At 71.2% G+C, this 24,819-nt stretch carries 24 protein-coding genes; 15 read left to right on the top strand and 9 right to left on the bottom strand.

Annotated features, from left to right (window positions below; genetic code table 11):
• Positions 1 to 399 precede the first annotated feature (399 nt).
• The 14 genes from Q0741_RS27750 (at position 400) to Q0741_RS27685 (ending at position 14,216) form a co-directional block, all read left to right on the top strand.
• Complete coding sequence (locus Q0741_RS27750; protein WP_298236427.1) at positions 400 to 2,529, top strand: acetate--CoA ligase family protein; 2,130 nt, start codon at positions 400 to 402, stop codon at positions 2,527 to 2,529.
• A 12-nt stretch (positions 2,530 to 2,541) separates the two neighbouring features.
• Positions 2,542 to 3,741 (top strand): acyl-CoA dehydrogenase family protein, encoded by a 1,200-nt coding sequence (locus Q0741_RS27745; protein WP_298236426.1) that lies wholly within the window; start codon positions 2,542 to 2,544, stop codon positions 3,739 to 3,741.
• Positions 3,742 to 3,752: 11 nt separating this feature from the next.
• Positions 3,753 to 4,883, top strand: coding sequence for an acyl-CoA dehydrogenase (locus Q0741_RS27740; protein WP_298236425.1), 1,131 nt, complete (start codon positions 3,753 to 3,755; stop codon positions 4,881 to 4,883).
• 36 nt (positions 4,884 to 4,919) lie between these two features.
• Positions 4,920 to 5,900: a Bug family tripartite tricarboxylate transporter substrate binding protein gene (locus Q0741_RS27735; protein WP_298236424.1), complete on the top strand. Its 981-nt coding sequence runs from the start codon at positions 4,920 to 4,922 to the stop codon at positions 5,898 to 5,900.
• A 14-nt stretch (positions 5,901 to 5,914) separates the two neighbouring features.
• Positions 5,915 to 7,117: a thiolase domain-containing protein gene (locus tag Q0741_RS27730; RefSeq protein WP_298236423.1), complete on the top strand. Its 1,203-nt coding sequence runs from the start codon at positions 5,915 to 5,917 to the stop codon at positions 7,115 to 7,117.
• 1 nt (position 7,118) lies between these two features.
• Positions 7,119 to 7,529, top strand: coding sequence for an OB-fold domain-containing protein (locus tag Q0741_RS27725; RefSeq protein ID WP_298236422.1), 411 nt, complete (start codon positions 7,119 to 7,121; stop codon positions 7,527 to 7,529).
• A gap of 11 nt (positions 7,530 to 7,540) precedes the next feature.
• On the top strand, positions 7,541 to 8,743 hold the full coding sequence (locus Q0741_RS27720; RefSeq protein WP_298236421.1) for a CoA transferase: 1,203 nt from the start codon (positions 7,541 to 7,543) through the stop codon (positions 8,741 to 8,743).
• A 14-nt stretch (positions 8,744 to 8,757) separates the two neighbouring features.
• Positions 8,758 to 9,756, top strand: a complete 999-nt coding sequence (locus tag Q0741_RS27715; RefSeq protein ID WP_298236420.1) for a protocatechuate 3,4-dioxygenase — start codon at positions 8,758 to 8,760, stop codon at positions 9,754 to 9,756.
• A gap of 8 nt (positions 9,757 to 9,764) precedes the next feature.
• Complete coding sequence (locus Q0741_RS27710; RefSeq protein WP_298236419.1) at positions 9,765 to 10,421, top strand: RraA family protein; 657 nt, start codon at positions 9,765 to 9,767, stop codon at positions 10,419 to 10,421.
• A gap of 5 nt (positions 10,422 to 10,426) precedes the next feature.
• Positions 10,427 to 11,080 carry an RraA family protein gene (locus Q0741_RS27705; protein WP_298236418.1) on the top strand — a complete coding sequence of 218 codons (654 nt, stop codon included), beginning with the start codon at positions 10,427 to 10,429 and terminating at the stop codon, positions 11,078 to 11,080.
• 5 nt (positions 11,081 to 11,085) lie between these two features.
• Positions 11,086 to 11,751, top strand: a complete 666-nt coding sequence (locus Q0741_RS27700) for a 4-carboxy-4-hydroxy-2-oxoadipate aldolase/oxaloacetate decarboxylase (RefSeq protein WP_298236417.1) — start codon at positions 11,086 to 11,088, stop codon at positions 11,749 to 11,751.
• Positions 11,752 to 11,761: 10 nt separating this feature from the next.
• On the top strand, positions 11,762 to 12,541 hold the full coding sequence (locus Q0741_RS27695; RefSeq protein ID WP_298236416.1) for an enoyl-CoA hydratase/isomerase family protein: 780 nt from the start codon (positions 11,762 to 11,764) through the stop codon (positions 12,539 to 12,541).
• A complete protein-coding gene (locus Q0741_RS27690) occupies positions 12,531 to 12,971 on the top strand; it encodes a PaaI family thioesterase (RefSeq protein WP_298236415.1) in 441 nt (146 codons plus the stop codon). Before Q0741_RS27695 ends, Q0741_RS27690 begins: the two co-directional genes overlap by 11 nt.
• 132 nt (positions 12,972 to 13,103) lie before the next feature.
• The gene (locus tag Q0741_RS27685; RefSeq protein ID WP_298236414.1) at positions 13,104 to 14,216 is read left to right on the top strand and encodes a porin; all 1,113 of its coding nucleotides are present in this window, start codon (positions 13,104 to 13,106) and stop codon (positions 14,214 to 14,216) included.
• Between the two features lie 90 nt (positions 14,217 to 14,306).
• Here Q0741_RS27685 and Q0741_RS27680 read toward each other — a convergent pair whose 3' ends face one another.
• From Q0741_RS27680 to Q0741_RS27645, 8 genes are all read right to left on the bottom strand, one after another.
• Complete coding sequence (locus tag Q0741_RS27680; protein ID WP_298236413.1) at positions 14,307 to 15,290, bottom strand: tripartite tricarboxylate transporter substrate binding protein; 984 nt, start codon at positions 15,288 to 15,290, stop codon at positions 14,307 to 14,309.
• Between the two features lie 107 nt (positions 15,291 to 15,397).
• Entirely contained in the window at positions 15,398 to 16,261 is an 864-nt protein-coding gene (locus tag Q0741_RS27675; protein WP_298236412.1) for an alpha/beta fold hydrolase, read from the bottom strand.
• 34 nt (positions 16,262 to 16,295) lie between these two features.
• Positions 16,296 to 17,339, bottom strand: a complete 1,044-nt coding sequence (gene dmpG, locus Q0741_RS27670) for a 4-hydroxy-2-oxovalerate aldolase (RefSeq protein WP_298236411.1) — start codon at positions 17,337 to 17,339, stop codon at positions 16,296 to 16,298.
• Between the two features lie 14 nt (positions 17,340 to 17,353).
• The gene (locus Q0741_RS27665) at positions 17,354 to 18,298 is read right to left on the bottom strand and encodes an acetaldehyde dehydrogenase (acetylating) (RefSeq protein ID WP_298236410.1); all 945 of its coding nucleotides are present in this window, start codon (positions 18,296 to 18,298) and stop codon (positions 17,354 to 17,356) included.
• A gap of 11 nt (positions 18,299 to 18,309) precedes the next feature.
• Complete coding sequence (locus Q0741_RS27660) at positions 18,310 to 19,293, bottom strand: tripartite tricarboxylate transporter substrate binding protein (RefSeq protein ID WP_298236409.1); 984 nt, start codon at positions 19,291 to 19,293, stop codon at positions 18,310 to 18,312.
• Positions 19,294 to 19,323: 30 nt separating this feature from the next.
• Complete coding sequence (gene mhpD, locus Q0741_RS27655; protein ID WP_298236408.1) at positions 19,324 to 20,112, bottom strand: 2-keto-4-pentenoate hydratase; 789 nt, start codon at positions 20,110 to 20,112, stop codon at positions 19,324 to 19,326.
• Positions 20,113 to 20,130: 18 nt separating this feature from the next.
• Entirely contained in the window at positions 20,131 to 21,081 is a 951-nt protein-coding gene (locus Q0741_RS27650) for a 3-carboxyethylcatechol 2,3-dioxygenase (protein ID WP_298236407.1), read from the bottom strand.
• Positions 21,078 to 22,865 (bottom strand): bifunctional 3-(3-hydroxy-phenyl)propionate/3-hydroxycinnamic acid hydroxylase, encoded by a 1,788-nt coding sequence (locus Q0741_RS27645; protein ID WP_298236406.1) that lies wholly within the window; start codon positions 22,863 to 22,865, stop codon positions 21,078 to 21,080. The genes Q0741_RS27650 and Q0741_RS27645 overlap by 4 nt, the downstream gene beginning before the upstream one ends.
• A 129-nt stretch (positions 22,866 to 22,994) precedes the next feature.
• On the opposite strand from Q0741_RS27645, the gene Q0741_RS27640 reads away from it, so the two are divergent.
• Positions 22,995 to 23,810 carry a DNA-binding transcriptional regulator gene (locus Q0741_RS27640; protein ID WP_298236405.1) on the top strand — a complete coding sequence of 272 codons (816 nt, stop codon included), beginning with the start codon at positions 22,995 to 22,997 and terminating at the stop codon, positions 23,808 to 23,810.
• Positions 23,811 to 23,876: 66 nt separating this feature from the next.
• Here the strand turns inward: Q0741_RS27640 and Q0741_RS27635 are convergent, their stop codons facing one another.
• Positions 23,877 to 24,794, bottom strand: coding sequence for a LysR family transcriptional regulator (locus Q0741_RS27635; protein WP_298236404.1), 918 nt, complete (start codon positions 24,792 to 24,794; stop codon positions 23,877 to 23,879).
• Positions 24,795 to 24,819: the final 25 nt, after the last annotated feature.

The following is a 24,819-nucleotide window of genomic DNA, read 5'->3' as shown; positions in this document are numbered from 1 at the left end:
GGAGTGGGAGTGCTGGGTTCGTTGGTCGTGCTCATGGCGTGGAAGCAAATATACGTTTGATGTGTCGTGGCATGCAAGCAATGGATTACCCGGATACCACGATGTGTTTCCACTGAAGTTGTTCTTCTGTGGTGTCCGCAGCTTAGCGTCCTGCCGCCGTTCTGGCCGGGCAGGATGTCGCGCTGACGCCAAGTCGCTCTCTATATAGGGAGAAGAGGTGAGCCGGGCCTCACGGGCAGACGGCGCTGCGCACCGTGCGGGCCAGCAAACCGCTTGACGTGTTCGGGAAAACACCGACCATAAAACGCCAGAACTGCTCTTCTGGTGTATTTACAAGATGCTTTGGCATGCCAGAGAATCCGCTCCATCGACACCACGCTTGTTGCGAGAGGACTTGAGATGACGGATTCCGCCCCGCGTACCGACCTGCAGCCGGTTGGCCGCGTGCTCCAGCCGCGATCGATCGCCATCGTCGGCGCCTCGGCCGACCCCCGTTCCTTCGGCGGCTTCGTGCTGGCCAACCTGGAGCGCTTCGGCTGGCAGGGCCAGCTGCATCTGGTCAGCCGCAGCAGCAGCGAGATCAACGGCCGCCCCTGCGTCAAGACGGTGGACGAGTTGCCCGAAGGCATCGACCTCGCCGTGCTGGCGATTCCCGAAGCCGGTGTGATGGACGCCATGCGCGCCCTGGCCGCGCGCCGCACCCACGCCGCGGTGCTCTTCGCCTCGGGCTATGCCGAGACCGGCGACGAGGGCCGCACCCGCCAGGAGCAGCTCGCCGCGCTGGCGCGCGAGGCCGGCATGCTGCTGGTGGGCCCCAACTGCATGGGCTTCACCAACTTCGAGGCCGGCGTGCCGCTGACCTTCGAGCCCGTGTCGCCCTATCCCTGCAACGGCCGCCCCGGCATCGGCGTGGTGGCGCAGAGCGGCGCGATGGCCGCGTGCCTGCGCGACGCCTTCATCGGCCGCGGCCTGCCGCTCACGGCGGTGTTCTCCACCGGCAACGAGGCCGGCGTGGGTGTGGAGGACCTGCTGGCCCACTACATCGCCGATGCGCAGACGCGCGTCATCGCCGCCTATGTCGAGCAGGTGCGCCGTCCGCGGCAGTTCCTGGCGCTGGCGCGCCAGGCGCGCGAGGCCGGCAAGCCGCTGGTGCTGCTGATGCCGGGCAAGAGCGAGCGTGCCCGCGAGGCCGCGGCTTCGCACACCGGCGCGCTGGCCGGCGACCACGCCACGGCCACGGCGCTGCTGGCGCGCGAGGCGGTGGTGCAGGTGGATTCGCTGGACGAACTGTTTGACACCACCGCCATCCTGCTGCGCCACCCGGCACCGCAGGTCGGCGGCGTGGCCTTCATGACCGGCTCGGGCGCGATGAAGAACATCGCGCTGGACTTCGCCGACGACATCGGGCTGCCCATGCCGGCCTTGGCACCGGCCACGGTCGAGGCGCTGCAGGCCAAGCTGCCGAGCTACGCCGTGGCCGAGAACCCGCTGGACTACACCACCATCGGCGTGCGCCAGCCGGGGCTGGTGGGCGAGATCGCCGACACGCTGCTGGCCGACCCGAACATCGCCAGCCTGGTGCTGGCCATTCCCGTGGGCCCCGCGGTGGCGCAGCGCGACAAGGCCGAGCACCTGCTGCCCGCGCTGGCGCGCTCGAACAAGCCCGCGGTGCTGGTGCTCAACGGCGACAACGGCCCGATCGAGCCTTTCTTCGTCGAGGCCATCCAGGCCAGCGGCGTGCCGATGTTCCGCTCCGGCGACCGCGCCCTGCGCGCCCTGCGCCGCGTGGCGATCTACGGCGAGAACGTGGCCCGCGCCGGCCGCGCCGCCGCCGCCGCGGCGAGCATGGTGAAGCTGCCCGGTCCCGTCCCGGCCAACGGCATCTTCGCGGAGTACCAGGGCAAGGTCTGGCTGGCCGAGGCCGGCATCGAGGCGCCTCGCGGCGCGCTGGCCCGCAGCCTTGACGAGGCCCTGCGCACCGCCGGCGAGATCGGCTGGCCGGTGGTGCTCAAGGCGCAGGCCAGCGCGCTGCCGCACAAGAGCGACGTTGGCGGCGTGATCGTCGGCGTGGCCGACGAGGCGGCGCTGCGCACGGCCTGGCGGCAACTGCACGAAAGCGTGAAGCGCCACCGCCCCGAGCTGGAACTCGACGGCGTGCTGGTCGAGGCCATGGGCGCGCGCGGGCTGGAGCTCGTCGTGGGCGCGCGGCGCGATGCCGAGTGGGGCCCGGTGGTGCTGGTCGGCCTGGGCGGCGTGTGGATCGAGGCGCTCAAGGACGTGCGCCTGATCCCGGCCGACCTGGCCGAGGACGACATCGTCGAGGAGCTCTCGCGCCTGAAGGCGGCCTCGCTGCTGCGCGGCGTGCGTGGCGCCAGCGCCGTGGACGTGCGCGCGGTGGCGCGCGTGGTCGCCCGCGTGGGCGCGCAGATGCGCGCCAACCCGCAGATCACCGAGATCGACATCAACCCGCTGGTGGCCTACCCCGAGCGCGCCCTCGCGCTGGACGCGCTGCTGGTGTGCAAGCCCTGAAGGACGCAGAGCATGAAGCTGGAGTTTTCCCCCGCCGACGAGGCCTTCCGCCAGGAGGTGCGCCGCTTCGTGCAGGAGCGGCTGCCCGCGCGCATCAAGCGCAAGGTGGAGCTGGGCCTGCGCCTGGAGCATGAGGACTACGTGACCTGGTTCCGCATCCTGGAGGAGCGCGGCTGGATCACGCCGGGCTGGCCGGTGGAGCACGGCGGCCCGGGCTGGACGCCGCTGCAGCGCTACATCTTCGACGAGGAGACGCTGCTCGGCGGCGCGCCGCGCATCATTGCCAGCGGCATCCAGATGCTGGGCCCGGTGCTCATCGCCTTCGGTACCGCCGAGCAGAAGGCGAAGTACCTGCCCGACATCCGCCACAGCAACACCTGGTGGGCGCAGGGCTTCTCCGAGCCCGGCGCGGGCTCGGACCTGGCGTCGCTGCGCACCACCGCCGTGCTGGAGCCCGACGGCCGCCACTTCGTCGTCAACGGCCACAAGGTGTGGACCTCCTACGCGCAGTGGTGCTCGATGATGTTCGCGCTGGTGCGCACCGACCCGAACGCGGCCAAGCCGCAGGAAGGGATCAGTTTCCTGCTCATCGACATGGCCTCGCCCGGCGTGCAGGTGCGCCCGATCCGCATGCTCGAAGGCGGCGAGGACCTCAACGAGGTGTTCCTCGACAACGTGCGCGTGCCGGTCGAGAACCTGGTGGGCGAGCTGCACAAGGGCTGGACCTGCGGCAAGTACCTGCTGGGCCACGAGCGCACCGGCATCGCCGGCATCGGCTCGTGCAAGCAGCAGCTCGCCCGTGCCCGGCGCCTGGCGCAGCAGCAGGGCCTGGCCGAGGACCCGCTGCTGCAGGCGCGGCTGGCGCAGTTCGAGATCGAGCTGCTGGCGCTGGAGTTCACGGCGCTGCGCCTGCTCAGCCCCAACCAGGGCAGCCGCGTGCCGGCGGTGGAGGCCTCGATGCTCAAGGTGCGCGGCACCGAGCTGCGCCAGGCCATCTACGAGTTGCTGGTGGACATCGCCGGGCCGCACGCCGTGCCCTTCGACGCCGAACTGCAGCGGCTGGAAGCGCTGGAGGCCCTGGACGAGCCGCCGGCCCCGGCCGAGCTGGGTTCGCTGGCGGCCAACTGCCTGGACGCGCGCAAGTTGTCCATCTACGGCGGCGCCAACGAGGTGCAACGCAACCTGATCGCCAAGGCCGTGCTGTCGGCCTGAGGAGTATCACCATGGATTTCGCGCTCAACGACGACCACCTGGCGCTGCGCGAGGCGGTGCAGCGCTTCTGCGACGGCGAGTACCCCGCGCACGAGCGCGGCAACGCGCCGGCGCCCGAGACGGCCGCCCGGCGCCACGCGGCGATGGCCGAGATGGGCCTGCTGGGCCTGCCTTTCGACCCCGAGCTCGGCGGCAGTGGCCAAGGCCCGGTGGAGACGATGCTGGTGGCGCAGGAGCTGGGCCGCGCGCTCGGCGGCGGCGCCTGGTTCTCCAGCGTCGTGCTGGCCGGGCAGCTGCTGGCGCGGGCGGGCTCGCCCGAGCAGTGCTCGCAATGGCTGCCGCGCGTGGCCAGCGGCGAGCTGCGGCTGGCCCTGGCCTGCAGCGAGCCCCAGGCGCGCTACCACTTCGACGACGTGCAGACGCGTGCCCGCCGCGACGGTGAAGGCTGGGTGCTCGACGGCCGCAAGAGCCTGGTGCTCGACGGCGACAGTGCCGACCTGCTGCTGGTGGTGGCGCGCACCGCGGGCGAGCGCCACGGCCCCGAGGGCCTGAGCCTGTTCGCGCTGGATGCCAAGGCGCCGGGCCTGCGCCTGCACGGCTTCAACACGCTGGACGGCCGCCGCGCCGCCCACGTGGAGCTGCGCGGCGTTCGGGTGGAGCCCGGGCGCTTGGTCGGGACCGAGGGCGCGGCGCACGTGCTGCTGGACGAGACGCTGGACCGCGCCAACGCGGCGCTGTGCGCCGAGGCCGCCGGCGCCATCGAGGCCCTGGTCGAGCTCACGACGGAGCAGCTGCGCACGCGCAAGCAGTTCGGCGCGCCGCTGGCGAAATTCCAGGTGCTGCAGCACCGCCTGGCCGACATGGTGATCGCGCTGGAGCAGGCCAAGTCGATGGCTTGCGCCGCGGCCATGGCACTGGAGGCGGACTCGGTGCCGCAGCGCCGGCGCCTGGTGTCGGCGGCCAAGGTGATGACGGCGCAACTGGGCCGCCAGGTCAGCCTGGCCGCGATCCAGATGCACGGCGCCATGGGCATGACCGAGGAGTGCCGCGTCGGCCACTACGCCAAGCGGCTGATGGCCATCGGCCAGATCCTGGGCGACGCGCACCACCACCTGCGCCGCTTCGGCGAGCAGGCCCACTGATCGGCCCCGCAAGCTCGACAACGACAGGAGACACAGATGAACCGATGCCATTTCATGAAGACGCTGCTGGCCGCCGCGATCCTGGGCCTGGGCGCCGGCGCCCAGGCCGAGGACAAGCCGCCCATGCGCATCATCGTGGGCTTCGCGCCCGGCGGGTCCACCGACATGGTCGCGCGGGTGCTGGCGGAGAAGCTGCGCCAGCCGCTGGGCCAGACCGTCATCGTCGAGAACAAGCCCGGTGCCGGCGGGCGCCTGGCGGCCGAGGCGCTCAAGAACGCCGCGCCCGACGGGCAGACGTACATGCTTGCACCCAATGCCACCGGCGTGTTCCAGTACGTGCTCTATCCGACCTCGGTGCTGAAGTACGACCTGCTGACCGACCTGGCGCCGGTGGCGATGGTGGTGTCGTACCCGCTGGCGCTGGCCGTCAACAGCCGCACCGGCGTGTCCAGCGTCAAGGACTACATCGGCTGGGTCAAGGCGCATCCCAAGGAGGCCACCTTCGGCTCGGCGGGGCTGGGCGGCCACACGCACTTCAGCGGCCTGCAACTGGCCAAGGCCGCGGGCGTGACGCTCAACGTCGTGCCCTACCGGGGCAACGGCCCGCTGGTGACGGACCTGGTGGGCGGGCAGGTGGCTGCCGGGATCATGACCGCCGGTGACATCGCGCCGCACCAGCGCGGCGGACAGGTGAAGGTGATCAGCGTGTTCGGCGCCAAGCGCTCGCCGCTGCTGCCCGACGTGCCCACGCTCATGGAGCAGGGCTTCAACGTGGACACCGGCGACGCCTGGACGGCGCTGTGGGCGCCGGCCAAGACGCCCAAGGCCGAGATGGAGCGCATGCAGGCCGCCGTCAAGCAGGTGCTCGCCATGCCCGAGGTGCGCGACATCCTCACCAACAAGCAGACCATGACGCCGGACTTCCGTACCGCCGGCGAGGTCGATGCGCTGCTGCGCAAGGAAATCGGCTACTGGGGCGCGGTCGTCAAGGCCACCGGCTTCCGGCCCGAGCAGTGAGCGCGAGGAACACCATGAGTCTCAACGGAAAAGCCTACATCGTCGGTGCCTACGAGCACCCGACCCGCCAGGCCGACGACCTCTCGGTCGTGCGGCTGCATGCCGACGTGGCGCGCGGCGCGCTGGAAGACGCCGGGCTGAGCAAGTCCGACATCGACGGCTACTTCTGCGCCGGCGACGCCCCGGGCCTGGGCACCACCACGGTGGCCGAGTACCTGGGCCTGAAGCTGCGCCACGTGGACAGCACCGAGTGCGGCGGCTCCGCGCCCATCCTGCACGTGGCGCATGCCGCGGAGGCGATTGCCGCGGGCCGCTGCAACGTGGCGCTGATCACGCTGGCCGGGCGCCCGCGCGCGGCCTCGGCCGCGCTGGCCAAGGCCGGCAAGCCGCCGCAGCTCGCGCTCAAGGCGCCCGACCCCGACGCGCCCGAGCTGGCCTTCGAGCTGCCCTACGGCCCGGCCACGCAGAACCTCTACGCCATGGTGGCGCGGCGCCACATGCACGAGTTCGGCACCACGTCCGAGCAACTGGCCTGGATCAAGGTCGCGGCCTCGCACCACGCCCAGCACAACCCGCATGCGCTGCTGCGCAAGGTGGTGACGGTGGAGGAGGTGCTGGCCTCGCCGCTGGTGGCCGATCCGCTGCACCGGCTCGACTGCTGCGTGATGACGGACGGCGGCGGCGCGCTGATCGTGGCGCGGCCGGAGATCGCGCGCGACATCGCCGCGCAGCAGAAGCGGCCGCTGGTGAAGGTGCGCGGCACCGGCGAGGCGCCCAAGCATTCGATGGCCGGCAAGGTGGACCTGAGCTATTCCGCCGCCGCCTGGTCCGGGCCGCTGGCCTTTGCCGAGGCCGGGGTGACGCCGGCGGACATCAAGTACGCCTCGCTCTACGACAGCTTCACCATCACCGTGCTGATGCAGCTGGAGGACCTGGGCTTCTGCCGCAAGGGCGAGGGCGGGCGCTTCGTGCAGGACGGCGGCCTGATCTCCGGCGTGGGACGGCTGCCCTTCAACACCGACGGCGGCGGGCTGTGCAGCAACCACCCCGCCAACCGCGGCGGCGTCACCAAGGTGATCGAGGCCGTGCGCCAGCTGCGCGGCGAGGCGCACCCGGCCGTGCAGGTGCCCAACTGCGACCTCGCGCTGGCCAACGGCATCGGCGGCGCGCTGGCCTCGCGCCACACCGCGGCCACGCTGATTCTGGAAAGGGTTTGAGATGAGCTCTCCACAAGACAAGGGCGCGCAGCCGCGCCGCATCCCCGCGCCGCGCGTGCTGCCGGAGTCGCAGGCCTACTGGAGCGCCGCCGACGAGGGCCGGCTGCTGCTCAAGCAATGCGACGACTGCGGCGAGGTGCACCACTACCCGCGCGACATCTGCCCGCACTGCCTCAGCGCCAATACCCGCTGGGTGCAGGCCAGCGGTTTCGGCCGCATCTACAGCCACAGCACCATGGGCCGGGGCGAGGCCGCCTACACGCTGGCCCTGGTCACGCTCGACGAGGGCGTCACGCTGATGACGAACCTGGTCGACTGCGATCCCGCCGCGCTGGCGATCGACCAGCGGGTGCGCGTGGTGTTCAAACCCAGCGACGGCGGCCACGCCGTCCCGATGTTCACGCCCGCCTGAAGGAGCGACCCATGTCCACCACCCCCCGCAAGGGCGCGCTCTCGCGCTTCACCATCCTCGACGCCACCCGGGTGCGCGCCGGCCCCACCGCCGTGCGGCTGTTCGCCGACATGGGTGCGCGCGTCATCAAGCTCGAAATCCCGCCGGGTGCGCCCGGTGGCGACGACATGATCGGCGGGCGCGACCACAACCGCGCCGACTACGAGAACCTGCACCGCAACAAGGAAAGTCTCACGCTCAACATGAAGACGCCCGAGGGCGTGGCGATCCTGCACGAGCTGGTGCGCAAGGCGGACGTGTTCATCGAGAACTACCGCCCCGACGTGAAGGACCGCCTGGGCATCGGCCCCGAGCAGCTGCGCGCCATCAACCCGCGCCTGGTGTACGCCAGCATCTCGGGCTTCGGCCAGGACGGGCCCTATGCCAAGTGGCCCGGCTTCGACTCGATCGCGCAGGGCATGGGCGGGCTCATGAGCGTCACCGGCAAGCCGGGCGACGGCCCGATGCGCGTGGGCATCCCCATCGCCGACCTGTGCGCGGGCCACTTCTGCGCCCAGGGCGTGCTGGCCGCGCTGCTGGAGCGCGAGGCCACCGGCGAGGGGCAGTGGGTGCAGACCTCGCTGCTGGAGTCGCAGATCGCCATGCTGGACTTCCAGGCCGCGCAGTGGCTCATCGACCGCAAGGTGCCGGGCCAGCACGGCAACGAGCACCCGCTGACCGTGCCCACCGGCGTGTTCCGCACGGCCGACGGCTACCTCAACGTCGCGGCCATCGGCCAGACGATGTGGACGCGGCTGTGCGAGGCGCTGGAGGTGCCGCACCTGGTGGACGAGCCCGGCTTCGGCTCCGACCCCGAGCGCTGCGCCAACCGCGACCGCGTCAACGCCGCCGTGGGCGAGGCCTTCGCGCGCCGCAGCACCGCCGAGTGGACCGAGCGGCTGCTCAAGGCCGGCGTGCCCTGTGGCCCCATCCACCGCATCGACCAGGTGTTCGAGGACCCGCAGGTGCGCCACCTCGGCATCACCTGGCCCATGCAGCATCCCGAGCTGGGCGAGGTCTCGCTCATCGGCCAGCCCATGCGGCTGTCGGCCCACCCGCGCACCGAGCCGCCGCGGCCCGCGCCGCAGCAGGGCCAGGACACCGACGCGATCCTCCAGGAGCTTGGCTACGGCGAGCAGCGCATCGCCGAGCTGCGCGCCGCCTTCATCGTCTGAGACAGGAACCCGTCATGGCCCGAATCGTTGCCGCCTTCGGCTCCTCGCACAGCATCATGCTGGCCTCGCAGCGCGAGGACTGGCAGCACGGCTTCCGCGAGGTCGATCCGAAGAACCCCCACTACTACGACCGCGCCGGCGAGCGCACGAACTACGAGGCGCTGCTGGCCCAGGCGCCGGCGCAGGCCGAGTCGATGGTGACGCCCGAAGAGATGGGCCGCCGCTTCGACGAGACGCAGGAGGCGATGGCCGAACTGCGCCGCCGCATCCAGGCGGCCCGGCTGGACGTGCTGCTGGTGGTCGGGGACGACCAGCACGAGCTGTTCCGCACCACCAACAACCCGGCCTTCGCCATCTACTACGGCGCCACCATCCGCAACGCCAAGGCCGAGCTCTCGCCCGGCGACGGCTGGTACAAGCAAGCGCGCATGGCGCGGCAGGAACCCGGGGCCGACCGCGACTATCCGGTCAAGGCCGACATGGCCGAGTGGCTCATCCGCCAGCTCTGCGACCGCGACTTCGACATCACCGCCATGGACGGGCTGGAGCGCGGCCAGTACGAGGGCCACGCCTTCAGCTTCATCCACCGCTGGTTCCTGCAGGGCACCGAGCTGCCGGTGATCCCGGTGATCGTCAACACCTTCGATCCGCCCAACCAGCCCACGCCGCGGCGCTGCATCCAGCTCGGCGCGGCGCTGCGCGAGCTGGTCCAGGCCTACCCCGAGGACCTGCGCGTGGGCGTGCTGGCCTCCGGCGGCCTGAGCCACTTCGTGGTGGACGAGGAGCTGGACCACGGAATCATCCAGGCGCTGCGCGAGAAGGACATGCAGTGGCTCGCCGGCCTGGACCCCAAGCAGCTGCAGGCCGGCAGCTCCGAGATCCGCAACTGGCTCATCGCCGCCGAGGCCGTGAAGGAGCTGGACCTGGAATGGGTGTCCTACGTGCCGGGCTACCGCAGCCCCGCGCTCACCGGCACCGGACTGTGCTTCGCCGCCTGGCGCACCCTGGACTGAGAACCACCATGAGCAATCCCTACGTGCAACGCCTGCGCCGGCTCGATGCCTGCGCGGTATCCGACGCCCTGGACAAGCTGGGCCTGCCCGGCGCCGTCACCGGGCTGCCGCAACGCTCGGGGCGCGGGCGCATCGCCGGCCAGGCCGTGACCATGAAGGTCGGCCCCGGCACGCCGCCGCCCGGGCCGCCGCGCCACCTCGGCTGCACCGCCATCGAGGCCGCGGGGCCCGACGACATCATCGTCGTCGAGCAGCGCAGCGGCATCGAGGCGGGCTGCTGGGGCGGGCTGCTGACGCTGGGCGCCAAGGTGCGCGGCGTGGCCGGCGTGATCGCCGACGGCCCGCTGCGCGACGTGGACGAGGCCGTCGCCTACGAGTTCCCCATCTTCAGCTGCAGCCTCACCGCGCTGACCGCGCGCGGCCGCGTGGTCGAGCTCGGCACGCAGGTGCCGGTGCAGGTCGGCAGCGTCGAGGTCACGCCCGGCGACTACGTGCTCGCGGACCAGAGCGCCGTCATCTTCATCGCCGCGCGCGACATCGAGCGTGTGCTCGAAACGGCGGAAACCATCGTCGCCAAGGAGGCCGCCATGGCCAAGGCCATCGCCGCCGGCACGCCCATCGGCCAGGTCATGGGCGGCAACTACGAACACATGCTCAAGGACTGAACACCATGGAACAGGACAAGAACGTCGCGCGCGCCGCGCGCCTGGACACCGCCACGCTGAGCGACGCGCTCGACAAGCTCGGCCTCAACGGCCAGTGCTACCGCATCAAGCCGCGCGACAACGGCTTCCGCATGGCCGGGCGCGCCTGGACGCTGCTGTACGGCCCGGCCGGCAACCCGGCCGGCACGGTGGGCGACTACATCGACGACGTGCCCCCGGGCAGCGTGGTGGTGCTGGACAACGGCGGGCGCGACAACGCCACCGTCTGGGGCGACATCCTCACCGAGATCGCGCACCGCCGCGGCATCGCCGGCACCGTCATCGACGGCGTGTGCCGCGACGTGGCGATGTGCCTGAAGCTGGGCTACCCGGTGTTCGCCAAGGACCACTGGATGCGCACCGGCAAGGACCGCGTGCAGGTGGAAGCCACCGGCGTGCCGGTCAACATCGGCGACGTGCGCGTGGCCCCGGGCGACCTGCTGCGCGGCGACGCCGACGGCGTGGTCGTGATCCCGAAGGACTTCGAGGACCGCGTGCTGGACACGGCCGAGGGCATCGAGCGGGCCGAGGAGGCCATCCGCGAGGCCGTGCGCGGCGGCATGCGTCTGGACGAGGCGCGGCGCCAGTTCAAGTACCACCAGCTGCAGACGAAGGTGTGAGCGCCATGGCCCGTGAACACGATGCCGCGAGCACGACGCGGCTGGACTTCGAGCGCGTTGCCCCGGCCGTGGTGGCCGCCGCCCGCGAACTGCCCACGGCCACGCTGCACGAGGCCGGCGGCAAGATCGGCGCGCTGCCCTCGGCGCTCAAGCCCGTGGGGCGCGCGATGCGCGCCTGCGGGCCGGCGCTGACGGTGCATTCGCCGCCGGGCGACAACCTGTGGCTGCACCGCGCGCTGGCCGTGGCCCGGCCGGGCGACGTGCTGGTGGTGCACACCAGCGGCGCCTTCGAGCACGGCTACTGGGGCGAGATCATGAGCACCATGGCCCAGGCGCGCGGCCTGGCCGGGCTGGTGATCGACGGCTGCGTGCGCGACGGCGTGCTGCTGGAGCAGATCGGCTTCCCGGTGTTCGCGCGCGGCCTGTGCATCCGCGGCACGGGCAAGGACTACGGTGCCATCGGCTGGATCGGCGCGCCGCTGCTCATCGGCGACGTGGTGGTCAGCGCCGGGGACCTGGTGGTGGCCGACGGCGACGGCGTGTGCGCGCTGCCGCGCGAGCGTGCCGCCGAGGTGGTGGATCGCTCGCGCCGGCGCGAGGCCGACGAGGCCGCGATCCTGGAGCGGCTGCGTGCGGGCGAAAGCACCATGCAGGTCTACGGGTTCCGGTGAGGAGGACGCCATGAGCCATTCACCCACCGGGCTGCCGCCCGAGCTGGCGATCAAGGGCCGCATCGCCACCATCACGCTGCGCCGGCCCGAGGTCGGCAACCGGCTGGAGCTGGAGGACCTGGAGCTGTTGCGCTCGCAACTGCGCGAGGTCAACGCCGCGCCCGGCGTGCTGGTGCTGCGCCTGCGCGGGCAGGGGCGGCATTTCTGCAGCGGCTTCAACCTGGCGCAGGCGGCCGAGCGCGGGGCGGTGGCCGCGGCCGGCGAGTCCTTCGAGGCCCTGGCCGGCGAGATCGAGCAGGCGAGGCCGGTCACGATCGCGGCCATCAACGGCGGCTTCCACGGCGGCGCCACCGACCTGGCGCTGGCCTGCGACTTCCGCATCGGCGTGGCCGAGGCGCGCATGTTCGTGCCGGCGGCGCAGATCGGCATCCTGTTCTATCGCGGCGGCATGGAGCGCTACGTGCGGCAGCTGGGCCTGCGCGTGGCCCGGCGCGTGCTGCTGGCGGCCGAGACGCTGGATGCCCGGCAGATGCTGGAATGCGGCTTCCTGGACCGGGTGGTCGAGGCCGGTGCGCTGGCGCCGGCGGTGGACGATTTCAGTGAACACCTGGCCGGCATGGCGCCGCTGGCGCTGCTGGGCATGAAGAAGCACCTCAACCGCATCGCCGCCGGCACGCTGGACGCCGCCGAGCTGCGGCGCGACATCGCGCAGGCCGACGCCTCGCAGGACCAGCGCGAGGGCATCGCCGCGCGCGTGCAGAAACGAAAGCCCGAGTTCCATGGCTGCTGACACCACTCCCGCCGCCGACGGCTACTTCGCGCGCGTGCGCCGCGGCGAGCTGGCGCCGCCGCCCGTGAGCACCACGCTGGGCGGGCGCATCACGGCCGTGGACCTGGAGGCCGGCACGCTCGAATCCGACTACCACGCCGGCGAGGGCTTCCTGAACCCGGCCGGCCAGGTGCAGGGCGGCGTGCTGGGCGCGATGCTGGACGACGTGACGGCCTTCCTCGTCACCGCCACGCTGGCGCCGGGCGAGCACTGCGCCACGCTCAACCTGAACCTGTCCTTCCTGAAACCCGCGCGCGCCGGTGCGCTGCAGGGCCGCTCGCGGCTGGTGCGCCGCGGCCGCGGGGTCTGCCACGTGGTGGGCGAGCTGCTGCAGGAGGGCCAGCTCATCGCCACCGCCACGGCCGTCTGCACGGTGGTGCCCGGCCGCTGACCGCGCGCGCCGCGCGCGGCGCTTCGCTTTCCGAGGCTTTGCCGATGCCGGGCTTGGCGCCCGGCCGGGCGGAGCCTTGCCTTCAAGGGCCTGCATCCGAACGGGCCCGCCTCAACCGCAAGGAGACATCCAGTGAACAAGACCTGCATCACCGCCGCCATGCTCGCGGCCTGCGCCGGCGGCGCGATCGCGCAAAGCAACGTCACGCTCTACGGCATTGCCGACGCGTACGTGGAATCCACCCGCATCTCCGGTCGCGGCTCGATGGCCCGGCTGTCCAACGGCGGCATGCAGCCCTCGCGCTGGGGCATCCGCGGCTCGGAAGACCTGGGCGACGGGCTCAAGGCGGGCTTCGTGCTGGAAAGCGGCCTGTCCATCGACACCGGGACCTCGCTGCAGGGCGGGCGGCTGTTCGGGCGCCAGGCCTACGTGTCGCTGTACTCGCCGCGCGCCGGCGAGATCCGGCTGGGGCGGCAGTACGCGCCCATCCATTACTCGATGGTGTTCAGCGACGTCGATCCCTTCTCGGCCTTCTCGCCGGTGCTGTCGATGTACGTCTCCAACGGCGACCAGAGCCGCCAGGACAACCAGGTGAGCTACTGGACGCCGTCCTTCGGCGGCTTCAGCGCCATGGTGGCCGTGGCCGCGGGCGAGCGCGCCGCCACCGCGCCCGGCGTGGCCACGCCCTGGGTGGCGGCCGGCACGATGAAGCGCAACGTCGGGGGCCTGCTGCGCTACCAGGGCGGTGGGCTGGACGCCACGGTGGCCTACCACCAGGGCGGGCAGGCGACGGCCGCAGGAGACGTGGACCAGAAGGCCTTCAACGTCGGTGCGACCTACAAGCTGGGCGGCTACGTGCTGGGCGGCAACTTCTGGGAGCACCGCAACGAGCTGGTCGGCGGCGCCACGCCCAAGACGCGCGGCCTGGCGCTGGGCGTGAAGGTGCCCATCGGCACCGCCTGGAGCGCCGTGGCGCAGGTGGCGCGGGTGGAGGACAACGGCCTGGCCTACGCCACCGGCGCGGCCAAGGCCGAGGGCCGCAACACCTACCTCAACGTCGGCATGAACTACCGGCTGTCCAAGCGCACGGACGTGTACCTGCGCTACGCCCGCATCGAGGACGACAACGGCGGCTACAACGGCCGTGCCACCACGGCGCTGTACGGCATCTTCGGCCCCGGCAACACGCTGCCCGCCGGCGGCTCGGCCAGCTCGCTGGGGGTGGGGGTGCGGCACGTGTTCTGACGCGGGCCTGATCTCCGGGGAGGCCGCTGCTTGAGTGGCGCGGCGGCTTGCGGCGCTGGTGTGGGTCACCAGCGCCGCTTTTTCGTGCGCCTATTCCGGTTCGATACCCGCGGCCTTGACCAGCCGGCCCCGCGTGGCGAGCTCCTCGCGCACCAGCTCGGCCAGCGCCTGCGGCGTGCCGCCCGAGGGCACCAGGCCGGCCTGCTCCAGGGCCGAGCGCACGGTCTCGTCCGCCAGGGCCTTGTTGATCTCGGTATGGAGCCGGGCCTGGATCGGCGCGGGCAGCCCGGCCGGCGCGAAGAAGCCCAGCCAGCCCGCGAGCACGTAGCCGGGCAGCGTTTCGGCGATGGTCGGCACCTGGGGCAGGCCGCTGAGGCGCTGGGCCTGCGTCACGGCCAGCGCCCGCACCTGCCCGTTGCGGATGTGGGGCAGCGCGGTGGCCAGGCTGGCGAACAGCACGTTGATGCTGCCGCCCAGCAGGTCCGACATGGCCGGCGCGCCGCCCTTGTAAGGCACGTGGAGCATGGCGATGCCGGCCCGCTCGTTGAGCAGCTCGCCGGCCAGGTGGTGCGGCGTGCCGAGCCCCGAGCTGCCGTAGCTCAGCGCGCGCGGATGCGCCTTGGCGTACTGGATCAGCTCGGCCAGGCTGTGCACCGGCAGCGAGGGATGGACCAGCAGCACGATCGGGTTGAAGGCCGCGGACGCCAGCGGCGTGAAGTGCCGCAGCGGGTCATAGGGAAACTTGCGGGTGAGATGGAGGTTGGTCGCCTGGGTGGCGTCGGTACCCAGCAGCAGCGTGTAGCCGTCCGCGCTCGCCTTGGCAACCATGTCGGCGCCCAGCGTGCCGCCGGCGCCGGCGCGGTTGTCGATCACCACCGGCTGCCCCAGCGCCTGAGCCAGCGGCCGGGCCAGCACGCGGGCGAGCTGGTCCGCCGCGGCGCCGGGCGCGTAGGGCACCACGAGGTGGATGGGGCGGTACGGGTAGCCTTGTGCCAGCGCGCCGCGAGCGGCCAGCAGCGGCAGGCTTGCCAGCAGCGCCAGGGCGCCGCGACGGCGCAGCGTTGTCGAACTCATGGGCGTGTTTGCTGCAAAACGACGACAGCGCCATCGCTGCCAGGGAGGGCCTGGGCGCGATGGCACTTGCGAATTGAAGGGAAAGGCGCAGTGTGACTCGCTGCCGTTCAGTGCGCCAGGAAGTCCAGCACCATGCGGTTGAACTTGTCAGCATGCTCCCACTGCGCCCAGTGGCCGCAGCGGCTGAAGACGTGCAGCTCGGCGTTCTGCAGCCCCGCCACCAGGCGCAGGCCCGTGTCCAGCGGCACGAAGCGGTCGTCGCGGCCCCAGATCACCAGCGCAGGCGCCTTGATCTCGCCCAGCCGGTGGCCCACGTCGGGGAACTGCTTCGGATTCGCCTCGGCGCTCTTGACGAAGTTCTCCAGGTGGTCGCGGCGCGTGAGCATGTTGTCCAGGCGGGCCTGGAACAGCTCTTCCGTGAGGCTGCTCGTGTCATACACGAACACGCTCATCATGCGCTTGAGGTTCTCGATGGTGGGCTGGCGGTACAGCGCCCCGATGAGCTTGATGCCCTCGGTGGGCATGGGCACGAAGGAGCTCACGCCGCCGGTGCCGCCGCCCATGAGGATGAGTTTCCCTACCCGCTCAGGGTTGGCCAGCGCGAAGGCCACGGCGCTGTGCCCGCCCATGGAGTTGCCGATCAGGTGCGCCTTGTCCAGCCCGATGGCGTCCATCAGGCCCTTGAGGGCGCGGGCGTTGAGCTCGGAGCGCGAGCCGGTGCACACGATGGGGTCGCTCTTGCTCCAGCCCGGGCAGTCCATGAGGATGACGCGGTAGCCGGCCGCCACCAGCGGCTCGATGTTGCGGTTGAAGTTGGCCCAGCCGCTGGCGCCGGGGCCCGAGCCGTGCAGCATGACGACGGTCTCGTCGCCGCTGCCGCAGTCGTTGTAGTGGAGCTGCAGCGCCAGGTCGCCTTCCTGGATGCGGACGAAACGGCTGGTGGAGGCCTCGGTGAGGGTGGTGTTGCTCATGGCGTGTCTTTCAAAACGTGGATAGGGGAAGCCATTAGGCGGCTTGCGCGGTGGTGCGCTCCTCGTCCCGTCTCTTGAGCAGGTCCAGCGCCACGTCCACGATCATGTCCTCCTGCCCGCCGACCATGCGCCGGCGGCCCAGCTCGACCAGGATGTCCACGGTGCTGATGCCGTACTTCTTCGCGGCGGCTTCCGAGTGGCGCAGGAAGCTGGAGTACACGCCGGCATAACCCAGGGCCAGGGTCTCGCGGTCCACGCGCACCGGCCGGTCCTGCAACGGGCGCACGATGTCGTCGGCCGCGTCCATCAGCCGCATCAGGTCCGTGCCGTGGTTCCAGCCCAGGCGCTCCGCCGCGGCGATGAACACCTCCAGCGGCGCGTTGCCCGCGCCAGCGCCCATGCCGGCCAGGCTGGCGTCGATGCGGTCGCACCCTTCCTCCACCGCGACGATGGAGTTGGCCACGCCCAGGCTCAGGTTGTGGTGCGCGTGCATGCCCGTCTGCGTCTCGGGCTTCAAGACGTCCTTGAAGGCGCGGAAGCGCTCGCGCACGTCCTGCATGCCCAAGGCGCCGCCGGAGTCCACGACGTAGCAGCAGGTGGCGCCGTAGCTCTCCATGAGCTTGGCCTGCTCCGCGAGCTTCTGCGGCGTGGTCATGTGGCTCATCATCAGGAAGCCCACGGCCTCCATGCCCAGGTGGCGGGCGTACTCGATGTGCTGCTTCGAGATGTCGGCCTCGGTGCAGTGCGTGGCCACGCGCACGACGCGCGCGCCGGCGTCAAACGCGGCTTTGAGGTCGTGCACGGTGCCGATGCCCGGCAGCAGCAGCGTGGCGATCTTCGCGTGCTTGACGACACTCGCCACGGCCTCGATCCATTCCAGGTCCGTATGGGCGCCGAAGCCGTAGTTGAAGCTGCCGCCTTGCAGCCCGTCGCCATGGGCGACCTCGATGGAGTCCACCTTGGCGTCATCGAGCGCCTTGGCGATCTGCGCGGCCTGCGCCACGCTGTACTGGTGGCGGATGGCGTGGCTGCCGTCGCGCAGCGTCACGTCGGAGATGTAGAGCTTCTTGCCGTTCATGGTGTTGGTCTCCTTCAGGCCGTGAGCGGCTGCAGCAGCTTGGCCGCCATGCTCTCGGCGGTGCGCAGCGCGGCGCTGGTCATGATGTCGAGGTTGCCGGCGTAGGCGGGCAGGTAGTGCGCGGCGCCTTCGACCTCCAGGAAGATGCTGGTTTTCAGGCCCGCGATGCGTCCCACGCCCGGGATCAGGATGGGCTGCTCGATGCGGTCGAACTGCACGCGCTGCTTGAGCCGGTAGCCCGGCACGTAGGCCTGCACGTCGGCGGCCATGCGCTCCACCGAGGCGGCAATCGCGTCCTCGTCGGCGAAGTCGGAGAGCGTGTAGACCGTGTCGCGCATCATCAGCGGCGGCTCGGCCGGGTTGAGCACGATGATGGCCTTGCCCTTGGCGGCACCCCCGACGGCCTCGATGGCCTTGGAGGTCGTCTCGGTGAACTCGTCGATGTTGGCGCGCGTGCCCGGGCCCGCGCTCTTGCTGGAGATGGAGGCCACGATCTCGCCGTAGTGCACCTTGGCCACGCGGCTCACCGCCGCCACCATCGGGATGGTGGCCTGGCCGCCGCAGGTGACCATGTTCAGGTTATGCGCGTCCAGGTGCTGCTCGCCGTTGACCACGGGAATGCAGTACGGGCCGATGGCCGCGGGCGTGAGGTCCACCATGCGGATGCCGGGTTTCAGGGCCCGCAGGAAGGCGTCGTTCTTCACGTGCGCGCCGGCGGAGGTGGCGTCGAACACGATGTCGATGTCCTCGAACACCGGCAACCGCGCCAGGCCTTCCACGCCCTCGTGCGTGGTCGCCACGCCCAGGCGTTGAGCACGTGCCAGGCCGTCGGAGGCCGGGTCGATGCCGACCATGGCGCCCATCTCGATGTGCTTGCCGTGGCGCAGGATCTTGATCATCAGATCCGTGCCGATGTTGCCGCTGCCGATGATGGCGGCCTTGAGTTTGGTGCTGCTCATGGGTGGGTTCCTCATTCGACGGATGCGCCGCTCGTCTTGACCAGCGCGCTCCAGCGCGTGATCTCTTTCTTCATGAAGTCGCCGAAGGCCTCCGGGCTCATCGGCATGGGCTGCAGGCCCTGGTCGCTGAAGCGCTTGACCACGTCCGGGCTGCGCAGCGCCTTGGTCAGCGACTCGTTGAGCCGGGCAACGGCCGGTGCCGGCGTGCCCGCCTTGACCACGGCGCCGAACCACACGCTGGCGTCCACGCCCGCGGTGCCCAGTTCCTCCAGCGTGCGTACCTCGGGCAGTTGCGCCGCGCGCCTGGTCGCGGCGATGGCCAAGGGTTTGAGCTTGCCGCCCTGGATCAGCGGCGCGGTGGTGATGACGGGGTCGAACATCAGGTCCACCTGGCCGCCCATCAGGTCCTGCAGCGCCGGCGCCGAGCCCTTGTAGGCGACGTGATGGAACGCGCCGCTGGTGCGGCTGCGGTAGAGCTCGCCCAGCAGGTGGCCGATGGAGCCCACGCCCTGCGAGGCGAAGTTCAAGCCGCCGTTGCTCTTGCTGGCGGCCACCAGGTCGGCCACCGAGTTGACCGGGCTGTTCTTGGGCACCACCAGCACCAGCGGCGAGGAGATCAGCGCCGTGACGGGATGGAAGTCCTTGAGCGGGTCGTAGCTGAACTTGCGGAACAGCGTGGGGTTGATCGCGAACATCTCCGTGGCGGCGACGAAGAGCGTGTGCCCGTCGGCGGGCGCGCTCTTGACGGCCTGCGCGGCGATCTGGCCACCGGCGCCGGGCTTGTTGTCCACGATCACGGTCTGGCGCAGGTCCTCCTGCAGCTTGCCGGCCAGCACGCGGGCGATCTGGTCCGTGACGCCGCCGGGCGGGAAGGGCACGACCAGCGTGACGGGTTTGCTGGGGAAATCCTGGGCGACGGCCGCACCGGCCAGCGACAGGGCAGCGGCCGCGGCCGCGGCCAGCGCGCCCAGGGTGAAGCGACGGGTGATGTTCATGGCGAATCCTTTGGGGGATCTGAAGGCATGTCAGGCCGCGGAAAAGCGCGCACGCACGCTGCCCACGCCTTCGATGCGGGCCTCGAAGCGGTCGCCCGGCTGCACGGCGACCATGGGCCCCAGCGCCCCGGTGAGCACGAGGTCCCCGGCACGCAGCGGCTGTCCCAGCGCGGCGAGCTTGCGCGCCAGCCAGACGGCGGCATTGAGCGGATGCCCCAGGCAGGCCGCGCCGCTGCCGCTGGAAACCGTCTCCTCGCCGCGCGTCATCGACATCGCGCACAGCTTGAGGTCCAGGCCGTCGAGCTTCGTGGGCACGCCGCCCAGCACCACCAGGCCGCTGGAGGCGTTGTCGGCGACGGTGTCGGTGAAGCGGATGTTCCAGCGCGCGATGCGGCTGCCCACGATCTCGATGGCCGGCAGCACGTAGGCCGTGGCGTTGATCAGCTCGACCAGCGTGGTGTCGGCCGCGGGCAGGTCGCGCGAGAGCACCAGCGCCACCTCGGCTTCGACCTTGGGCTGCAGCGTGCGCGACAGCGGCACCTCCTCGTCGTCGCCGTAGAGCATGTCGGCGAAGAGGGCGCCGAAGTCGGGCTGGTCCACGCCCAGCTGCTGCTGCACGGCGGGCGAGGTCAGGCCGATCTTGCGGCCGACGATGCGCCGGCCCTGCGCCAGCGCATGCTCCACATTGGCTTGCTGGATGGCGTAGGCGATGCGGCCGTCGGGGTCGGAGCCGATCTCGTCGCGCAGCGGCTCCACGGGCTCGCGCTGGGCCTCGGCCTGGCGCAGTCGCTGCGCCCATTCGGTGATGCGGGGATTCATGTTGTCTCCAGGGTGGGTTCAGGCCTGCAGGCACAGCAGCCCGAAGCCGGCGATGTATTCGGGAATGGCCTGGTAGTGGCGCAGGGTGCAGCGCGGCGAGCGGCCGGCAGGCAGCGCGCTGCGCGCCACCAGCCAGCTCTTGGACTCGTGGGCCGAGAGGCCGGCCTCGCGCTCGATGCTGTCCTCGCTCAGCGCGCACAGCGCGTCGAGCGCGGCGCCGCCCGTTTCCAGCGCATCCATCCAGCGCGCATCCCAGGCCGGGTTGAGCGGCTTCATGGCCGGGTCGCCGGCGGCCAGCGCGCGGCCCGCGGCCATCACGCGCTGGGTCTTGGCGTCGCGCTCGGACGGCGTGGGCTCGCGGCGGAAGGTGATGCGCTCGCGCACGGCCGGGTCCGGGTGCGCCAGCGTGGGCACCGGCGGCTCGTGCGAAAGGCCGCCCGAGCCGATGAGCAGCGTGCGCTGCGGGACGTTGTCCAGGAAACGGCCGATGGCCGCGCCAAGCTGGCGGCAGCGGCGCAGGCGCGGGATGCCCGGCTGTGCCACCGCGTTGAGGAAGATCGGCACCACCGGCGGCGTGTCCAGGCTGCCCCACAGCAGTTGCAGCGCCTGCGCAAAGCCGTGGTCCACCACCATGCGGCGCGAGATGGCGATGTCGAAGTCCTCGTCCATCAGCCGCTGGGCCATCGCCAGCGCCGTGTCGCCGTCCACGTGCAGCTCGCCGGGCGGCGTGAGGTAGTCGCCCACCGAGCAGGCGGCCGTGCCGATGCACAACGGCGGCATCAGCTCGTTGAAGAAGCCGTTGTAGTGATCGGGGGCCACCAGCACCACGAGCTCCGGCTTGAAGGCCTGCACCTGCTCTCGGGCCTGCGCGATGGCGCCCAGCAGCGCGGCCTCGACCGGCGCCGCCACGGGGTTGAGCCCCATCAGCGGCGAATGGGACATGCCCAGGAATGCGCGTTCCATGCTCATGCGGCCTCCGCGAGCTCGAACACCGGTGCGGCGCTGGCCTGCGCGGCCAGCGGCATGGCCATGACCTCGGCCAGTGCGCGCGTGGTGGCGTCCACCTCCTGCGGCGAGCACAGCGCGGCCACGAAGCGGTCGGGGCGGACGAAGACCACGGAGCTGGGCTGCTGCGCGAACCAGGCCTTGAGCCGGTTGCCCAGGTCGCCGATGCTGATCACACCGCGGCGGTGGTCGTCGCGGTGCGCCATCTGCACCGCGGGCTTGACGGTGATGAAACGCGCACCCAGCCGCTCCCAGAAAGCGCGCGCCTGCGCGCTCATGCCGAAGGTCGGGTCGGTACCCCAGGCCACGATGGCGAAGTTCAGGCCGACCACCTCGTCGAGCAGCCGCGTCTGCCCGTCCTCGCACAGCACGCGGGGCTGGATGAACATGCGGCCCACGGCGGTGCCTTCGTCGCTCTGCCGGCCGTGGACGAGGCGGTGCACCGGCGAGCCTTCCTTCTCGGCCATCAGTCCGAGCAGCCGGCCCAGGGCCGAGCCGCCCGAGCGCTCCAGCATCCGCGCCAGCAACCCGTGGCGCGGGGCCGCGCCGTTCGTCAGCACGGCACCCTGCCGGTAGCGCGGCATGGGCTTGAAGCGCATCTCGACGATGTAGCGCTTGGCCGAGGGCAGCCGGTTGAGCGCCAGCGTCAGGCCATCGCGCAACTTCGTGCCCCAGCGGCTGGCGGGCGCGAAGATGTCGCCCGCAACTTCCGAGAGATGGATCATCGAGCGCGCGTGGCTGCGCCGCTCCTGGGTGTAGCTGTCGAGCAGCCGGTCGCTGGCCAGGCCCTTGACCACGTGCGCCAGCTTCCACGCCAGGTTGCTGGCGTCGCGCAGGCCGCTGTTGTAGCCCTGGCCCTGCCACACCGGCATGATGTGCGCGGCGTCGCCCGCCAGCAGGACGCGCTGCACGCGGAAGGTCTGTGCCAGCCGGGCGTTGTGCGTGTAGACGCGCTTGCGGATGTAGTCCACCTTGTCAGGGTCGGCCACGACCTTGCGCATGAGGCGCGCCATGTTCTCGGGCCTGGAGAGCTCCTCCTCGGTCTCGCCGGGCATCACCATGAACTCGAAGCGCCGGATGCCGTGCGGCAGTGCCGCGGAGACGTAGGGACGCTCGGGGTCGCAGTGCATGTAGACATGGGGCGTTCCCAACGGGTCGTTGCGCACGTCCACCACGATCCACTGGTTGGGCTTGGTGCGGCCTTCGAACGGCACGTTCAGGCTGCGGCGGATGAAGCTGTTGCCGCCGTCGCAGGCCACGAGGTAGCGGCCGCGCGCCTGCCGCGTTGCCTCGGCACCCTTGAGCTGCAGCGTCACGCCGGCCTCGTCCTGCGTGAAGGAATCGACCTCGTGGCCGAACAGCACCTGCACGTGCGAGAAGCGCGCCAGGCCCCGGTACAGGATGTTGTCGATCTGCGGCTGGATGAAGGCGTTGCGGCGCGCCCAGCCGAACTCGTCGGTGCGCGGATCGATGTCGGCGAAGCAGCGGCCGCTGGCCGTGACGAAACGCATGGCGTGGTCGGGCGTGATGTGCGCCTGCACCTCGGTGGCCAGGCCGGTGGCCTGCAGCGTGCGCAGCGACTCGTCATCGATGCCGATGGCGCGGGGATAGTCGATGATGCGGTCGAGCTTCTCCACCACCAGCACCCGCACGCCGTAGAGGCCCAGGGTGTTGGCGATGGTCAGCCCGACCGGGCCGGCGCCGACGATCAGCACGTCGGCATCGAGGCGGTGTGGGATGGTGGACACGGCTGTCTCCTTCGGGATCCGAGCGGCGTCGTGCCGCGATGGCCGCAATGTCCTTGTGCTGGGTCAAAGCGTAAACTGCGTGCACCTGGTGCACGTTTGCGCCTGGGTTAACCCGGACCAAGACCTGCCATGCCCGCACCCAGCCGCGACAGCGACGAAGGCGTCTACAAGGAGGTGCGCGGACTCGCGCGCGGGCTGACCGTGCTCAGGGCCTTGAACCGGCTGCCCGGGGGCATCGGCAGCACCAGTGAACTGGCTCGGCTGTGCGGGCTGGACCGCACCACCACCAAGCGGCTGCTGGAGACGCTGCGCGCGCAAGGCTTCGTGCGCCAGGGCGAGAAGGAGGGGCAGTACTACCTGACCTTCGAAGTGCGGCGGCTGAGCGAGGGCTTCGAGGACGAGGCCTGGGTGGCGCGCATCGCCTCGCCGGCCATGCAGGCGGCCGTGCGCGAGCTGGTGTGGCCTTGCGACCTGGGCACGGCCGAGGCGGGTTTCATGGTGGTGCGCGAGTCCACCCACCGCTGGAGCGCGCTGTCCCAGCACCGGGCCATGATCGGCGAGAAGATGCCGCTGCTGGAGACGGCCATCGGCCGCGCCTACCTGGCCGCTGCCGACGAGGCCGAGCGCGAGGCCATGCTGGAGCTGCTGCGCCGCCGTGGCGACCGCCTGGGCGAACTCGCACGCGACGCCGCTCACGTGCGGAGCCTGATCGCCCAGACACTGGAGCGTGGTTACGCCGTCAACGAGGGCGAATGGCTGCAGGAAGCGGACTTTGCCGCCGTGGCCGTGCCGGTGCATGCCGGCCAGCGGCTGCTGGCCGCGCTGAACCTGGTGTTTCCGAAGGCCGCGGTATCGGAGCGTGATCTGCAGCAGCGCTTCGTGCCGGCGCTGCGGCGCCTGGCGGATGCGATCGGGCGCGGCAGCCGGGCCTGGATCGAGAGCTGAACCAGGGTCTACCCCTATCCGGCATGGCTCAGGCGATCCGGACTGCGCAGCGGCGGGGAGGCGGCATCACCCCAGCCCCTGCGCCTCGCGGTAAGCGCGCGCCTCATCCCTCAGCCAGTCCCGGAACAGCATCAGCGAGCGATTCCCAGCCATGCGCTCCGGCCACATCAGGTGGTAGCTGCGGTCACCGGGGTGCTGGTGAGGCGAAGCCCGCACCAGTACCCCGCGCCGCAGCTCGTCCTCCACCAGCGTGCGCGGCACCAGCGCCACGCCCAGCCCGTGGATGGCGGCCTCGACCAGCATTGAGAACAACTCCAGGCGCGGGCCGGTCATGTCCCCGTCCACCTGCACGCCCCGGGAGGCGAACCATTGGCGCCACGCGTAGGGCCGGGTGCTTTGCTGCAGCAGCGTGCACCGGGCCCAGTCGGCTTCGTCGATGCGCGGGCAACGGTGCGCCGCCAGGTAGGACGGACTGGCCAGCGGGAAGAGCTCCTCGTGCATCAGGAACTCGGCCTCGGTGCCGGGCCAGGTCCGTTCGCCCGCGCTGATGGCGGCATCGAAGGGCGTTTCGTCGAACAGGAACGGGCGCGACCGGGCATTGAGGTTCACGGTGATGCCCGGATGCTGGGCGCTGAATCGCGGCAGCCGCGGCAGCAGCCACTTGGTGGCGAACGTGGGCACGACGCCCAGCTCCAGCGTGCCGCCCTGGCTCCCCTTGGCCATCAGGTCCAGCGTGTCGCGTTCGACCTCGTCCAGCCGGGCTGCAACCTGGCGGCTGTACGTCGCACCGGCATCGGTCAGCGCCACGCCGCGCCGGTCGCGGCGGAACAGCTTCACGCCGAGGAAGTCCTCGAGCGAAGCAATCTGTCGGCACACGGCGCTCTGCGTCACGGACAACTCGTCCGCGGCCTTGGTGAAGCTCTGGTGGCGCGCGGCGGACTCGAAGGCGGCCAGCGCCGCGGTGGAGGGCAAGGTACGTCGCATGGCGTCTTATCTGTGCGTTGACGGA

The sequence above is a fragment of the uncultured Azohydromonas sp. genome (genome assembly GCF_937926365.1).
Lineage (GTDB): Bacteria > Pseudomonadota > Gammaproteobacteria > Burkholderiales > Burkholderiaceae_C > Azohydromonas.
The sequence above is the reverse complement of the archived record's forward strand: the minus strand, read 5'-3'. Positions and strand labels throughout refer to the sequence as shown.

What these genes read in the sequence shown, in the direction of transcription:
- Q0741_RS27675 (WP_298236412.1), bottom strand. Translation starts at nt 16,261, where the DNA reads ATGAGCAACACCACCCTCACCGAGGCCTCCACCAGCCGTTTCGTCCGC.
- Q0741_RS27740 (WP_298236425.1), top strand. Translation starts at nt 3,753, where the DNA reads ATGGATTTCGCGCTCAACGACGACCACCTGGCGCTGCGCGAGGCGGTG.
- Q0741_RS27690 (WP_298236415.1), top strand. Translation starts at nt 12,531, where the DNA reads ATGGCTGCTGACACCACTCCCGCCGCCGACGGCTACTTCGCGCGCGTG.
- Q0741_RS27695 (WP_298236416.1), top strand. Translation starts at nt 11,762, where the DNA reads ATGAGCCATTCACCCACCGGGCTGCCGCCCGAGCTGGCGATCAAGGGC.
- Q0741_RS27680 (WP_298236413.1), bottom strand. Translation starts at nt 15,290, where the DNA reads ATGAGTTCGACAACGCTGCGCCGTCGCGGCGCCCTGGCGCTGCTGGCA.
- dmpG (WP_298236411.1), bottom strand. Translation starts at nt 17,339, where the DNA reads ATGAACGGCAAGAAGCTCTACATCTCCGACGTGACGCTGCGCGACGGC.
- Q0741_RS27715 (WP_298236420.1), top strand. Translation starts at nt 8,758, where the DNA reads ATGGCCCGAATCGTTGCCGCCTTCGGCTCCTCGCACAGCATCATGCTG.
- Q0741_RS27660 (WP_298236409.1), bottom strand. Translation starts at nt 19,293, where the DNA reads ATGAACATCACCCGTCGCTTCACCCTGGGCGCGCTGGCCGCGGCCGCG.
- Q0741_RS27730 (WP_298236423.1), top strand. Translation starts at nt 5,915, where the DNA reads ATGAGTCTCAACGGAAAAGCCTACATCGTCGGTGCCTACGAGCACCCG.
- Q0741_RS27640 (WP_298236405.1), top strand. Translation starts at nt 22,995, where the DNA reads ATGCCCGCACCCAGCCGCGACAGCGACGAAGGCGTCTACAAGGAGGTG.
- Q0741_RS27750 (WP_298236427.1), top strand. Translation starts at nt 400, where the DNA reads ATGACGGATTCCGCCCCGCGTACCGACCTGCAGCCGGTTGGCCGCGTG.
- Q0741_RS27725 (WP_298236422.1), top strand. Translation starts at nt 7,119, where the DNA reads ATGAGCTCTCCACAAGACAAGGGCGCGCAGCCGCGCCGCATCCCCGCG.
- Q0741_RS27705 (WP_298236418.1), top strand. Translation starts at nt 10,427, where the DNA reads ATGGAACAGGACAAGAACGTCGCGCGCGCCGCGCGCCTGGACACCGCC.
- Q0741_RS27745 (WP_298236426.1), top strand. Translation starts at nt 2,542, where the DNA reads ATGAAGCTGGAGTTTTCCCCCGCCGACGAGGCCTTCCGCCAGGAGGTG.
- Q0741_RS27665 (WP_298236410.1), bottom strand. Translation starts at nt 18,298, where the DNA reads ATGAGCAGCACCAAACTCAAGGCCGCCATCATCGGCAGCGGCAACATC.
- mhpD (WP_298236408.1), bottom strand. Translation starts at nt 20,112, where the DNA reads ATGAATCCCCGCATCACCGAATGGGCGCAGCGACTGCGCCAGGCCGAG.
- Q0741_RS27635 (WP_298236404.1), bottom strand. Translation starts at nt 24,794, where the DNA reads ATGCGACGTACCTTGCCCTCCACCGCGGCGCTGGCCGCCTTCGAGTCC.
- Q0741_RS27710 (WP_298236419.1), top strand. Translation starts at nt 9,765, where the DNA reads ATGAGCAATCCCTACGTGCAACGCCTGCGCCGGCTCGATGCCTGCGCG.
- Q0741_RS27720 (WP_298236421.1), top strand. Translation starts at nt 7,541, where the DNA reads ATGTCCACCACCCCCCGCAAGGGCGCGCTCTCGCGCTTCACCATCCTC.
- Q0741_RS27735 (WP_298236424.1), top strand. Translation starts at nt 4,920, where the DNA reads ATGAACCGATGCCATTTCATGAAGACGCTGCTGGCCGCCGCGATCCTG.
- Q0741_RS27700 (WP_298236417.1), top strand. Translation starts at nt 11,086, where the DNA reads ATGGCCCGTGAACACGATGCCGCGAGCACGACGCGGCTGGACTTCGAG.
- Q0741_RS27650 (WP_298236407.1), bottom strand. Translation starts at nt 21,081, where the DNA reads ATGAGCATGGAACGCGCATTCCTGGGCATGTCCCATTCGCCGCTGATG.